The 13,222-nt window shown below is 59.3% G+C and carries 9 protein-coding genes; 7 read left to right on the forward strand and 2 right to left on the reverse strand.

The features are described 5' to 3' along the window. Positions 1-9 precede the first annotated feature (9 nt). The 4 genes from GH665_RS07665 to GH665_RS07680 all read left to right on the forward strand — a co-directional run bounded on the left by GH665_RS07665 (position 10) and on the right by GH665_RS07680 (position 8,818). Positions 10-3,405 (forward strand): Eco57I restriction-modification methylase domain-containing protein, encoded by a 3,396-nt coding sequence (locus GH665_RS07665; protein ID WP_153135350.1) that lies wholly within the window; start codon positions 10-12, stop codon positions 3,403-3,405. 2 nt (positions 3,406-3,407) lie between these two features. Continuing rightward, positions 3,408-5,735 (forward strand): BREX-1 system phosphatase PglZ type B, encoded by a 2,328-nt coding sequence (pglZ, locus tag GH665_RS07670; protein WP_153135351.1) that lies wholly within the window; start codon positions 3,408-3,410, stop codon positions 5,733-5,735. Between the two features lie 102 nt (positions 5,736-5,837). Then, positions 5,838-7,883, forward strand: a complete 2,046-nt coding sequence (gene brxL / locus GH665_RS07675; protein WP_153135352.1) for a BREX system Lon protease-like protein BrxL — start codon at positions 5,838-5,840, stop codon at positions 7,881-7,883. Positions 7,884-7,969: 86 nt separating this feature from the next. Next, positions 7,970-8,818, forward strand: a complete 849-nt coding sequence (locus tag GH665_RS07680) for a hypothetical protein (RefSeq protein WP_153135353.1) — start codon at positions 7,970-7,972, stop codon at positions 8,816-8,818. A gap of 436 nt (positions 8,819-9,254) precedes the next feature. On the opposite strand, the gene istB is transcribed toward GH665_RS07680, so the two are convergent. Together istB and istA are read right to left on the reverse strand one after the other, a co-directional pair. Next, positions 9,255-10,043: an IS21-like element helper ATPase IstB gene (istB, locus tag GH665_RS07685; RefSeq protein ID WP_153135354.1), complete on the reverse strand. Its 789-nt coding sequence runs from the start codon at positions 10,041-10,043 to the stop codon at positions 9,255-9,257. Continuing rightward, entirely contained in the window at positions 10,040-11,050 is a 1,011-nt protein-coding gene (gene istA, locus GH665_RS07690) for an IS21 family transposase (protein ID WP_153135355.1), read from the reverse strand. The genes istB and istA overlap by 4 nt, the downstream gene beginning before the upstream one ends. Positions 11,051-11,583: 533 nt before the next feature. On the opposite strand from istA, the gene GH665_RS39630 reads away from it, so the two are divergent. The 3 genes from GH665_RS39630 (at position 11,584) to GH665_RS07705 (ending at position 12,791) form a co-directional block, all read left to right on the forward strand. Then, positions 11,584-11,769, forward strand: a complete 186-nt coding sequence (locus GH665_RS39630; protein ID WP_425496046.1) for a DNA-binding protein — start codon at positions 11,584-11,586, stop codon at positions 11,767-11,769. Positions 11,770-12,039: 270 nt separating this feature from the next. Next, complete coding sequence (locus GH665_RS07700; protein WP_153135357.1) at positions 12,040-12,180, forward strand: hypothetical protein; 141 nt, start codon at positions 12,040-12,042, stop codon at positions 12,178-12,180. A 260-nt stretch (positions 12,181-12,440) separates the two neighbouring features. Continuing rightward, the gene (locus GH665_RS07705) at positions 12,441-12,791 is read left to right on the forward strand and encodes a hypothetical protein (protein WP_153135358.1); all 351 of its coding nucleotides are present in this window, start codon (positions 12,441-12,443) and stop codon (positions 12,789-12,791) included. Positions 12,792-13,222: the final 431 nt, after the last annotated feature.

The raw sequence follows: 13,222 nt of genomic DNA on the forward strand, positions 1-13,222 counted from the left end.
ATAAACACCATGCTGACAAAAAGCATCAACAACCAACCACTGGCTAAGGTGTTGCGCACCCAGCTCGAAAGTACCGTCAAAATGGCCCGCGACGTGGCCGAGAAAGGCGCCCGCGCCGCGCTGGCCCAGATTGCAGTGGCCGAGGCGAAGGCACCTGACTACCTGACCGACGAGTTCAAAGCGCTGCGTCGCCGCCTGCGAGCCCACGGCCGTGCTCTGGGTGACGTGAAGGCCAGTGACGACGCCCAGGGTATTCAACACCTGGTGTGGGAAGTGGCCTACGAGCACTGGCATCGCATGCTCTTTGCCCGCTTCTTGGCCGAGAACGGCCTGCTGTTGTGGGAGCCGGGGGCCGCCGTGTCACTGGACGACTGCGAAGCGCTGGTGCAGGAAACCGACCTGGCGATGAATCTGGGGGCCAAGACTAAGTGGGAGCTTGCCGGTAAGCTCGCCGCCCGTATGCTCCCGCAAGTTTTCAAGCCGCAAAGCCCGGTGTTCGAACTCGCGTTCGCACCCGAACACCAGCGCGAGCTGGAGCGCCTGCTGGGAGCACTGCCCGCTGAGGTCTTCAAGGCGAGCGACAGCTTGGGCTGGGTCTACCAGTTCTGGCAAGCCAAAAGAAAAGATGAGGTCAACGCCTCTGAAGTTAAGATAGGTGCCGACGAGCTGCCCGCTGTCACCCAGCTCTTCACGGAGCCCTATATGGTGGACTTCCTGCTCCATAACTCCTTGGGCGCCTGGTGGATGACGCGACACCCAGCCAAGACCTGCCCGGTGCCGTTGACCTACCTTCGCACGCTGGAGGATGGCACGCCCGCCGCCGGCAAGTTCGACTGCTGGCCCGACTGCCTAGCGGACTTCAAGCTGCTCGACCCTTGCTGCGGCTCTGGCCACTTCTTGGTAGCAGCATTCCTGATGCTGGCGCCCATGCGCATGGAGGCCGAGGGGCTGAGCGCCAAGGATGCGGTGGACGCCGTACTGGCAGACAATCTCCACGGCCTAGAGCTGGATGCACGCTGTGTGGAAATCGCTGTGTTCGCTCTCGCGCTGGCTGCTTGGCGCTTCCCGGACGAAAACGGTGACCCGCTGGGTGCGCGAGCCGACATGCCCACACCCAACATTGCCTGCTGTGGGCTGAGGGTAGCGGCCAGTTCCAAGGACTGGGAAGCGTTGGTGCCCGATGGAACGCCTAACTTCGAGTTGCTGCGCCAGGAGTTGCAGCTGTTACACGCCAGCTTTGCCCAAGCGCCGCTGCTGGGCAGCCTGCTGGACCCGACGCGTAACCTGAAGAATGACCTAGCGACGCCCGGCGTCGACACACTCCAGGGTTTGCTACGACGCGCGCTGGCCACCGAGACCGCCGCCACGCTCTGGAACGCAGGGAGCGAGCTGAACGACGATACCTGGGACCTAGCTCTGACGGCGCAGGGGCTACTGGAGGCTGCGCGGCTCTTGGACGCTCGGTACCACCTAGTTATCACAAATGTGCCCTACTTGGCGCGGGGCAAGCAAGACGACAACCTGAAACACTACTGCGAAACCTATTACGCCGAGGCCAAGAACGACTTGGCCAATGTGTTCTTGGAGCGTTGCCTGGAGCTCAGCCAAGAACAGGGGCACGGTGTGGTGCAAATAGTCATGCCGCAGAACTGGCTGTTTTTGACCAGTTATAAGAAGCAGCGGGAACAAAAGCTACGGGCCACGACGTGGCGTCTCGCAGTCTTGCTGGGAGCAAAGGGCTTTCAGACACCGATGTGGGACTTCAATGTACAGCTGCTGACGCTTAGCTCAGATTCTCCACCCGGAGGACATAACTTATATGGCCTTGACGTTTCTGGATTGGGAGGTGCCGACCAAAAGGCAACCGGGCTAACCACCTCCCCGATACTGCAGGTGACCCAGCGGACCATTCTTCAGAATCCCGATTACAGAATCGTATTCGGAGATGTGTCGGGTGATTTGCTCAATGGCTATGCAGTGGCATCGCAGGGATTGCCGACAAGCGATTCAGCTATGTTCGTCAGGAACTGGTGGGAGATTCGGGAGAGAGGAACGGCGTGGGAATTTCATCAGAGCACTGTTTCAGACACTACACCGATTGGTGGATGCGAATATGTGGTGCTCTATGAGCAAGGCAATGGTCAAATGCGAGCCCTTGCTGCCGCGCAAGAACGAGACCGAGGACGCGACAGGCAAGGCGCAAATGCCTGGGGGCGACATGGGGTTGCGGTCAGTTTGATGAGTCGATTGCCAGCCTCGCTCTATTTCGGCTCGAAGTTCGACAACAACGTGAGCGCGGTCGTCCCTAAGGACCCGAGAAATGTCGCAGCGATTTGGGCATTTTGTTCATCCAAAGAGTTCCACGACGCCGTTCGAATGATTGATAAGAAGCTGAATGTCACCAATGCCACGCTTGGGCGAGTTCCATTCGAACTTGGTTATTGGGCCCAAGTTGCCGCCGAAAGGTTTCCGAAGGGGTTGCCAAAACCTCAAACAAATGACCCAACTCAGTGGTTTTTCCATGGCCACCCGCAGCCCTCGACAGACCCTTTGCAGGTGGCCGTTGCCCGACTACTGGGTTACCGGTGGCCGGCAGAGACCGACAGTAAGATGGAGCTTTCGGACGAAGCTCGCGCTTGGATTGCCGGTTGCGAGACATTCGCCGACTTGGTGGACGACGACGGCATTGTTTGCCTGCCGCCGGTGCGCGGCGAAAAGCCAGCCCACGAACGGTTGCTTAACCTGCTGATTGCCGCTTGGGATACCGTCACCCCCGGCAGTTGGAAGCCAAGCATCTTGGACAAGCTGCTTGGCGACGCTGACTGTGCTGGCAAGGGGCTGGATGTTTGGCTGCGCGACAAGTTCTTCGAACAGCACGCCAAGCGCTTCTACCACCGCCCCTTCATCTGGCATGTATGGGACGGTATGAAGGACGGCTTTGCCGCGCTGGTGAACTATCATCAGCTCGACGCAAAGAACCTAGAGCGCCTCATCCACACCTACTTGGGCGATTGGATTCGTCAGCAGGAGATTGGCGTGCGCGACGGCGTTGATGGCGCCCCCGCGCGCTTGGCGGCCGCCCAGAACCTGAAGCGGCGGCTGGAGTTCATCTTGGAAGGCGAGGCTCCCTATGACGTCTTCGTACGCTGGAAGCCGCTAGCCGACCAACCAATCGGCTGGTACCCAGACCTCAATGACGGCGTGCGCCTGAACATCCGGCCGTTCATTGCCGCCGAGGTCCTGCGCCACAACAAGAAGCCCAGGCTCAATATCGCTTGGGACAAGGACCGCGGCAAGGACGTGGACAGCGCACCGTGGTTCAAGACGTTTCAGGGAGAGCGCATCAATGACCACCATTTGACGGTCGCAGAGAAGCGCGAAGCGCAAGCTAAGACCAGGGGCTGACCATGAGCGACACCGTTCTGAGCTGCTTGACCGACGCGCTAGGCAAAGCGGCGGCCGGCAACAGTCATGCTGCAGTCCCTCCAGTGGTCGTCCTGTGGACGGACAAGGAAAGGCAATGGGAATCGGTCCTGGAGCGTGCAAAAGTGGTGATGCCACAATTGCTAACACTGGGCGTTTACCAACCCGAGCGGCGCTGCGGACCCGCCATATGGCTGAAATGCGCTGTTGCCCGTACGCTGGGTGATTTGCCGACTGACGCGGTGCCGGTACTCTATCTGCCGGGCGTCAGCCGTGCCGACCTGCGTGCCATCGAAAGCTGCTCGCGCGATTTGCAACCCTTGGCCGAACTGCAATACCGTGGAGTGTTCTGGACCCAGGCCAACGCAAAGGACTGGACTCTGAGCGCCTTTCTGGTATCGAGAACCGGTGGTCTTGGTTTGGACGTGGCGCAGGACAAGGCCACGCAAGAAGCCTTGGGTCAGGCGCTGGAGGCTGGCGTGCTGCTTGAGCGCAGCGTAGAAGAGTTCAGAGGCCGGCAAATCAACGCCGAGTGGCTGCATAGCTTACTCGCGCCCAATCCCACGCGCGACTTGCTGGTTTGGCTGAACGACCCCGAAAGCGCCCAGAGTCAGTGGCAAGGTGTTCGATGGGATGTGTTTGCCAAGCGGTGCAAGACGGACTTTGGCGTCGACCCCATCTCCGATGGAACGCTTGTGGCGGCAGAGTTGCTTGCAAAAGCCCGAGGTAAATGGGCAGCGGTCGCCGAACTCTACAAGGACTCCTACACCAGTTTTCCGAAGGTGTACGAGTTGCTTGCTGCGGTTCAGCCGCCACATATGGGGTTGTTCCCCGACCTCGACCAACTGGCCGGTTATCCGCAGGCTAATGAGCAAAGTGAATCTGCGCTGCGAAATGCCTTGTTAGCCTGCGCCGCCATGGACGCACAACAGGCACGCACGGCCATTTTGGCTGCGGAGACGGAGCACGGCATACGGCGTAGCTGGTTGTGGAACCGCATGGGCCGCTCTCCACTGGCGGCGGCGCTAGCGCATCTGTGCAAAGCCGCCGAGCAGGGCGCGACTATTCCTATCGGCCAGACGCCGGCCGAGTTGGCAACCAGCTATCAGCAGTCGGGTTGGCAGGTGGACGGGGCCGCGTTGCACGCTCTGGGCTCTGTGCATTTGAAGGCCGACGTGGACGCCGTCTCGGCGGCCCTTCGCGCGGTCTACCTGCCTTGGGTCGAGGAAGCAGCCAGGCGGCTGCAAGAAACCATCAAGGTCGCTGGCGGGTTTGCGCCATTGTCTGCGAACTCGGTCGGGGAGCATAGCGCCGGCACTTGCACGGTGTTCGTCGATGGCTTGCGCTACGATGTAGCGGTTCACCTACGTCAGCGCCTGTCGGGGTTGGGCGAGACGACCCTTTCAGCCCAGTGGACCAGCCTCCCGTCGGTGACGGCGTCCGGCAAGGCGTGGTGTTCGCCCATTGCAGACAAAGTGTCTGGCACTGTTGACGATGTGGAGTTCGAGCCCCGCGTGGCCGCAGACGGTAAACCACTGTCGGGCCACAATTTCCGAAAGCTGCTGGCCGAGCACGGGGTGCAGCCATTGGGTAAGCATGAGACAGGAAACCCGCAGGGCCGCGCCTGGACCGAGGCGGGTGACCTGGACCACTACGGACACGAGCACGGCGTGCGTTTGGCGCGTGACTTGGAGACTCAGCTGGACCAAGTGGTGGAGCGTGTCGGCGAGCTGTGCCAGGCCGGCTGGAAGCGCGTGCGCATCGTGACCGACCACGGTTGGCTGCTGTTGCCCGGCGGCTTGCCCAAGACTGAACTGCCGAAGCACGAGGCGGAGACCCGGTGGGGCCGCTGTGCGGTACTGAAGGACACCTCGCATGGCACCCCGCTGACGTTCGGCTGGGATTGGTGCAAGGACGTGCAAGTGGCCTATGCTCCCGGGGTAACGTCTTTCAAAGCGGGTGAGGAATACGCCCATGGTGGCATCAGCTTGCAGGAGTGCCTTGTACCCGTACTAGAGCTAGAGGCAACGGGCTCAGCGGCAACGGAATTGGCGGTCACCATCAAGGCGGTCACCTGGAAACGCCTGCGATGCGTTGTCGAAGTGGATAGCGCTTCTCTGGGTTTGAATGTCGATATTCGCACCAAGCCTGCGCTGGCATCCACCTCGTTGATAGCAAGCACAAAGCCCATCGACGGCGGTAAGGCGAGCCTAGCCGTCGACGATGAACACATGGGTTCTGCTGCCGTGGTGGTGGTCCTGAGTCCAGCTGGCGATGTGTTGCAGAAACAGGCGACCACGGTAGGGGGGTGACGGAATGCGTTGTGACTTGCGTTGGCGCATTCCCACGACTCGAAAGCAAAACACAAGGCAGGATTCTGGTTAAGGCCAGCGCACAAAAGATAGGTAGACAAGATGCAACTCGATGAATTGGACAGAAAAGCTACGACAGCCTTCGAGGGCTATGTCGTTCGAAAGGACCTGGTGCGCACGTTCAGTCGCCAGTTCCCGGTGCCGACTTATGTCGTGGAGTTTTTGCTTGGCCGCTATTGTGCGACAACGGATGAGGCCGAAATCCAAGAGGGCCTCGATATCGTCCAGCGTCAGCTTGCTTCTCGCACTGTCAAGGCGGGCGAGGAGGAACTGTTCAAGGCCCGTGCTCGTGAGTCGGGCTCCGTCAAAATCATCGACATCATAACGGCTCGTCTGGACGCCAAGACTGACTCCTACGTTGCAAGTCTGCCGAGCCTGAGGCTGAACGATGTTCGGTTGACACCAGAGATGGTCAAGGACAACGAGCGGATGCTGACAGGCGGCTTCTACGCAGAGGTGACACTCGGGTACGACGCGTCCATCGCCCAGGAAAAGGGCGGTAGACCGTTCGGTGTCGATTCATTGCGGGCAATACAGTTGTCCAAGCGCGAGGTGCTGGACGTGCTGGCCAAAGGGCGTGAGAGTTTCTCGACTGCCGAGTGGCGGGACCTGCTGCTTCGCAGTGTTGGATTTGAGCCGGAGACCCTACCAGCGCGCGCGAAAGATTCGCTGCTCTTGCGCATGGTGCCGTTCGTAGAGCGTAATTACAATCTAGTGGAACTGGGTCCGCGCGGCACGGGTAAGTCGCACCTATTCCAGCAAGTCTCGCCCTATGCACACCTGATTTCTGGTGGCAAGGCGACAGTTGCGCGCATGTTCGTCAACAACGCGAACGGACAGCGCGGCTTGGTCTGCCAGTACGACGTAGTTTGCTTCGACGAGGTGTCTGGCGTGTCCTTTGACCAGAAGGATGGCGTAAACATCATGAAGGGCTACATGGAGAGCGGCGAGTTCTCGCGAGGCAAGGAGAGCATCCGCGCTGATGGCTCCATCGTCCTCGTGGGCAACTTCGATGTGGACGTCGAGCATCAGCAGCGTGTTGGTCATCTGTTCGGGCCACTGCCGCCAGAGATGCGCAACGACACCGCCTTCATGGACAGAATTCACGCGTTCTTGCCGGGCTGGGACGTTCCCAAGCTGAATCCGACGTTGTTCACCGAGCACTTCGGGCTGGTGAGCGACTTCTTGTCAGAGTGCTTTACGCGGCTGCGAGCCGAAAGCCGTATTTCCGCTTTGCAGGGGCGCGTGTTCTGGGGCGGCGCACTGTCGGGCCGCGACCTGAACGGTGTCAACAAGACCGTGAGCGGTCTGCTGAAGCTGCTCTATCCAGACACCGCTACGCCTGTCAGCGACGAAGACCTGGAATGGGCAGTGCGTCTTGCGCTCGAAGTGCGGCGCAGGGTGAAGGAGCAGCAAAAACGCATCGGCGCCGCAGAATTTCGCAACACGCATTTCAGCTATACCCTCGGAACTGAAGGCGTAGAAAAGTTCGTTTCAACGCCCGAGTTGCGGAGTCAGGGCGGTATCGGAGATGAGCCGTTAGAAAGCGGCCAGGTCTGGACCCTAAGTCCAGGTGGCGAAGACGAGCATCCGGGGTTGTTTCGCCTGGAGGTTTCGGAGGGGCCTGGCAGCGGAGTGCGCGTGCTGAACAACCCTGTGCCACCCGCGTTTCGCGAATCGATTCGCTGCGCCGAACAGAATCTGTATTCACGCTCCGGCCAACTAGTCGGCGACCGCGACCCGCGGTCTCACGAATTTTCCGTGCAGCTTCGAGCGTTTGATGCCGCGAAATCTGGTGCGAAGACGGGTGTCGCATCAGTTATTGCACTGGCGGGCGCGCTGCTGAGAAAGTCGGTCCGTGGAGGGCTGATTGTTGTCGGCGAAGTGACGCTGGGGGGCACAATCGAACCTGTCCACAACGCCGTCACGCTCGCAGAAATAGCGGTGGAGAAGGGGGCGCAATCTTTGTTGTTACCAGTGGCGTGCCGTCGTCAGCTGTTCGAGCTGTCGGACGACATGGCGACGAAGCTGGATATTGAGTTTTACCAAGATGTTCGGGATGCCCTATTGAAGGCGCTTACCGAGTAGCGAACGCGAAGTAGTAAAAAACGGCACTCTACATGGTAACCGTCAGTAAAGCACTGGCGACCTGAGTTTTCGCGAGGGGGGCGGAAATGCATAACAGATTCCATCCGGGTGTCGTCGTATCTCTAGCGCAGTTCGAGGTGTGTGAGTCTGTCAGTGCAGTAGATATCTTCTTCCTGCATGACGGTCGAAATGCATGGCATTCGACGTGGGTTCAGCGATATACGTCCGATGCCTTTTGGGCTTCGTTTCGGGACGCGGCTCAGAGAGCGTCTGCGAAGAGAGTCCAAGGTTCGAAATTTTTCATTCATCATGTTCCTGCTGTTTTGTTTCGCGCCCGCACAGCTGAGCTACTTGCAGTGGACATTAACACTGACGCCCCCTTTTCTTATCTTGAGGGGCAAGGCACGCGGCCGAAGCGCAATTACAGTATCGCCGTGGGTGGGGATGCAGTATCTCTGGCACTGGGCATGACGTTACATGCAATCGCAAATCACCTCAATCACTTGGACAAGACCGACGCTCGAAATGGTCCGGCTCGTGGACAAGTTATCTTGGAGTTTGGAAAGCGAAGCGAGGGAGAATTTAAACCACTCGAGCAGTCGAAGTTCCTGAGTTACGTCTCGGTGCCGGTGGCCGGGTTCTCATCGCTAGGATGGTCTCATCAGACTAGTACGATTGACGGGGCCGGAGTATTGAGGCTGATTGCCGAAATTTCATCGACACCTCCTCGAAGTATCTATCCCCGCGAATATGCTCTTTTGTTTGATTGCTATCGGAAAATGGCTGAGGGCAAGGATGCAGAAGGGCAATGCCGAAAACTTCTTGTCTCACGGGCGTACAGCAAAATTGGCTCGTCCGAAAGGACCGTCGCAAAATTGCTGGTAAAAAAATTTCTTGCCACGGACAACCCGAGCGCGTTGCCGACCTTGCGGTAGCTGTCCGCGGCGAACTGCGAAACCATCCAAACGCTAGCCCGGCGCGCCGCTGGCTGGCCGCTTTTGCTGCGACGACGGCTTGCCTTTGTGCGCCCACGCGTCTCGGGTATTGTTGGCATCGACTCGATTTCGCCTCGGTATTGCCTCGCGGTGCCGGGGAAGGCGCATTTCGAACTGTCGCTCGCGGCGACTGCCGCGGGACTGCCCAAGCGCCAAAGCCGAAATGTCTCACCGATATCGCTACAGGCAAAACACCCCGGCTACCAACCGCGGCCACGCCTTCCGCAACCTTGTCGGAACTATGTATGGAGCCCCCGGCAGCTCGCCGTCGTTCATCTCTTGCGCCGTTTGCTCCGACTGATTGTCAACGCCGACTGAAACCTGACCCACATTTGGAGGTTTCGCCGAAGTAAATCTGACCCACCCGGGTCCTGTATCACGCGGCTGCTTTCGCGCTTGCCCGCGTACCTGTTTGTCCCGCCTTTCTCTTGTCCTTCAATCGATAGCTCTCACCGCTGATTTGCACGATATGGGCGTGATGTAAAAGCCTGTCGAGCATCGCCGCTGTCAGCGTCTGGTCGTCAGCGAAGGCCGTCGCCCACTGCGTGAACGGCAGGTTGCTGGTCAAGACGACTGAACCGCGCTCATAGCGTTTCGCGACGACATTGAAGAACAGGTTTGCCTCTTCGCGTCCGAATGGGAGGTAGCCGATTTCGTCGATAACGAGCAGCCTGGGTCCGATGACCGCTCGATTGAAGAATTCCCGCAAGCGGTTCTGCTGTCGCGCGGCGGCCAGTTGCATCATCAGGTCGGCGGCCGTGATGAACCGCGTCTTGATGCCCGCTTGCGCCGCACGATACGCAAGCGAGGTCGCAATATGTGTCTTGCCGACCCCCGATGGTCCGAGCAGCACGACATTCTCTGCACGCTCGATGAACGCCAGGCTCGCCAGTTCCTGAATCTGCGCACGCGGCGCGCCGCTGGCGAAGGCGAAGTCGTATTGCTCAAGCGTCTTGACGCCCGGCAACGCCGCCAGCTTTGTCAGAACCTGACGCTTGCGCTGCTCGCGCGCGCCGAGCTCCGCTTGCAGAAGCTGTTCAAGGAAGTCGGCCATACTCGAATCAGTCGTTGCGGTGCGTTGTGCGAGCGGCGCCCAGTCGGTAGCGATGCAATCGAGTTTGAGTTGCACGCACAGCGCGGCAATCCGTTCATGTTGCAGATTCATGCGGCGACCTCCAGCAACGCGTCGTAGACCGCCAGCGGGTGTTGCAGGCTCTCGCGTGGCAGCACCCGGCGGTTGTCCGGCACAGCGAGCGCAGGTGCCTGCGTCGGCAACGGAAGAAGCGCCGCCTGCTCGGTTGCAAGCAGCACCGCTGGACGCTCACCCGTCGTCGCGTGACGGCGCACGTTGGCAATTTCTGACAGCCATCGGCCGATGTGCGCGTTGGCGGCCTCAACGTCCAGCTTCAACCCTGACGACCTGAGCGTCGCGGCAAGGGGCACAACGAAGCTCTCCTTGAGATAGCGGTTGAACCGTTCGACCTTGCCCTTGGTCTTCGCGCGATACGGACGACACACCTTCGGCGTGAACCCATAGGTTTCCGCCAGCGCCAGCAACTGCGTATTCCACCGATGCTGGCCCTCGCCGAATGCATCGCGCTCGATGACCACGGACTTCGCGTTGTCGAACAACACATGCTCCGGCGTGCCCCCGAAGTACACGAGCGCTTCGCGCAGGCATTCGCAAAGCGTCGCGGCGTCCTCGCGCGCGGTGAACCGCACGAAGCTCGCGCGGCTGTAACCCATCGTCGCGACCAGCGCGAGCAATGGCTCGCGTCCACGCCGGATAACGGTGAAATCGGCCTGCATCTGCTTGCCGGGCGCAGTCTCGAAGCGCACCACCGGTTCGACTTCGGGACGCTTGTGGGGCACCAGAAACGCCTTGAGCTGACTGATGCCGCCTTCGTATCCAGCTTCCTGCAATTCGCGTAGCAGAACCGTTGCCGGAATCCAGTGCGGCCGCGCGGCGGCGACGCGCTCCAGCAGATAGTCCTTGAACGGGTCGAGCTTCGTTGCTCGCGGCTCACGCTGGCTGTAGCGGCTAGCCTGCTCGTTCCTCAGATAGCGTCGCACAGTAATGCGCGATAAACCTGTTTGCCTCGCTATCTCGCGCACCGCCGTCCCACGCCGGGCCAATACCTTGATTTCCACTGCTTGCTCCTGAGTCAGCATCGGCGGCAAAATCCGCCATCGTCTCCCAGGTGGGTCAGGTTTACTTCGGCGCCAGGGTCATTTTTACATCGGCGCTAACAACTGATGCCAAAGGTCACGCTCTAGTTGCACCCGTTCGTAAAGTATCGACCATCTCCCGTGCAACAGCTCTGGGGAGCAATTCGCGACGTCTGCGAACAAATCCGCGGCCTGGACGGACCATGGCGCCGCACCTTCTGGATGGTCGTCGGCAATAAGGTTCGCGACTGCACGGTCCAGCCAATCGCGCAGGCTTGGCCCGCATTTCTGTGCCGACACGATTGCTGCCGCCATGACTGCTGGTGACATATGCAAAACCGTTCGAATGCCGGGAGAGTTGGTGTCAAGGCAGGCTGTTTCCATATTCCGAATGACCTCCGTCGTTGTGTGACGGTCGCAGGATGGCGCAGCGGCGGAGGATTCGCACGCAGTTTCTGTTACCAAATTCCGACGGGTGACTACTCGAGATGAGCTCGGTCGTGGCGACGGGGCAATTCGTTAGTGAGGTCATTCATATGGGACGCGAAGGCATTACGCCGGCGGATGTTGTGCGAGCATGCGTTTCGTTGCGAAAGCAGCGCCGTCGGATGGGATTGAGGAACGTGAGGCTCGAACTCGGAAGAGGCAGCTACCGCACGATAGGTAAGCATCTAAGATTGCTGGCCCTTCGGGAGTTGGACCGGTCGCGCCAACGAACGTGAGTGTCGTTTGGCAAGTAATGAGGTAACCCCAGTTGGCGTGGCGCTGGCTGCGGCGCTATATAAGATAATTCCCGGCTGCATCCGGCGAATCCATTCCATTCGATATGTAGTCTTGGGTGCTTGATTTGGCGGCCGATGCAGCGGCCGCTTTTCTTCGGTCGCGGTCGACAGGCGCGCCTCAGCCGCTCGCGAAGTCTATAGAGCAGAGAATTGTCAAGCAAATAAAACAGTAGTACTATATAAATTATCACTACTGTGCTGCCACATACCATGCTACAAATCGTAATCGAAAACCGTGACCTGCTCATCGTTCTGGGCTTCTGCACACTAATGTTTGGGCTGCTGTTTCCGGAGACCTTCGGCAATGGCAATGCGGAATTCTATAAGCAGCTCGAGCGCGAAGGCCGCTAATCGCACTCTGTTGTCAACAGTCTCCGCCACGCGCGGGGCTTTCGTTCCTCCGTGATTCGCGGATTCCTGCTGGTGCCGGGGGCGCAACCATAAAAATGTCTTCTGACGCGGAAGCATCGCGTCGGCAAAAGTCTGCTCGCTAGACGTAGTACGTAGCTGCCAACAAGGCTACGTCGGTGCGACGGCATCGATAACCAACCGCCCTTCGGTCGCTTCGCCGAAGGGCGTGGCACACAAGGGCATCTCCGGAGAGGCAAGACATGCAAGCAACAAATCTGGCAGCACTGCCGTTGGCAGCGAAAGTCGTGATGTTGGTTCTCGTCATCGTGGCCATGCAGTACACAACGCGAGAAGTCATCACGCTCCATCGTCAGGGCTTCCTAAAAGCAGCACCGACGGCGATAGTGGCCCTGTGTGCGATGCTCGTTACGTACCAAATCGGAGGTATCATCGGCGCGTCCTTCGGTGGTTTCGCAGCACTGCTGGGTTTGATTGCTGCAGGTGGCATCCGACGCACGGCAGCCATGCTGGCTGCTCGTCGCGAAGCGATGTCGGTACAGTGGCAGGCCATGTTTGCAGCAGCGGAGCGCGCGAAAGCCGAAAAGCACTGACCCCCTGATTCTGATTCCAAAGCCCGGTTCGCCGGGCTTCCTATTCCGCTGTGTAAAGCAGACTTTAGGCTGACGCTGCGCGGAAGGTGTCCAGCAGCGGCTTAGCGCCGCGTTCGCGCGCTAGGCGACACGCTACCATTTTTGCGTGCGCCACCTCGCGCGTTTCGAAAATATCGCTGTCCACGAAACCGTCCGGACCCTTGAAGCTGCATTCGAACCGCAGCAGGCGTTTCTTTGAAATGCGATGCCGCTGGCCAATTTCGCGTTCGTTGCCGACGATTGCAACGGTTTCCCAATGCACGACAGAGCTTTTTTCCTGTGCAGCAAAGGCAATAGCCCGCTGGGCGTCGCACGCATCATGTGACAGCGTGTGCGTATTTTGCCGGGTGCTGTTTTTTTTGAGGTCGCTATAGAAGCTATAACCCGCTCTC

The sequence above is a fragment of the Paraburkholderia agricolaris genome (assembly GCF_009455635.1).
In the GTDB taxonomy this organism is placed as follows: Bacteria; Pseudomonadota; Gammaproteobacteria; order Burkholderiales; family Burkholderiaceae; genus Paraburkholderia; species Paraburkholderia agricolaris.

Coding starts and splice junctions, on each gene's coding strand:
- GH665_RS39630 (WP_425496046.1), top strand. CDS start 11,584: ATGGGACGCGAAGGCATTACGCCGGCGGATGTTGTGCGAGCATGCGTT.
- GH665_RS07680 (WP_153135353.1), top strand. CDS start 7,970: ATGCATAACAGATTCCATCCGGGTGTCGTCGTATCTCTAGCGCAGTTC.
- GH665_RS07700 (WP_153135357.1), top strand. CDS start 12,040: ATGCTACAAATCGTAATCGAAAACCGTGACCTGCTCATCGTTCTGGGC.
- GH665_RS07705 (WP_153135358.1), top strand. CDS start 12,441: ATGCAAGCAACAAATCTGGCAGCACTGCCGTTGGCAGCGAAAGTCGTG.
- GH665_RS07665 (WP_153135350.1), top strand. CDS start 10: ATGCTGACAAAAAGCATCAACAACCAACCACTGGCTAAGGTGTTGCGC.
- brxL (WP_153135352.1), top strand. CDS start 5,838: ATGCAACTCGATGAATTGGACAGAAAAGCTACGACAGCCTTCGAGGGC.
- istA (WP_153135355.1), bottom strand. CDS start 11,050: ATGCTGACTCAGGAGCAAGCAGTGGAAATCAAGGTATTGGCCCGGCGT.
- pglZ (WP_153135351.1), top strand. CDS start 3,408: ATGAGCGACACCGTTCTGAGCTGCTTGACCGACGCGCTAGGCAAAGCG.
- istB (WP_153135354.1), bottom strand. CDS start 10,043: ATGAATCTGCAACATGAACGGATTGCCGCGCTGTGCGTGCAACTCAAA.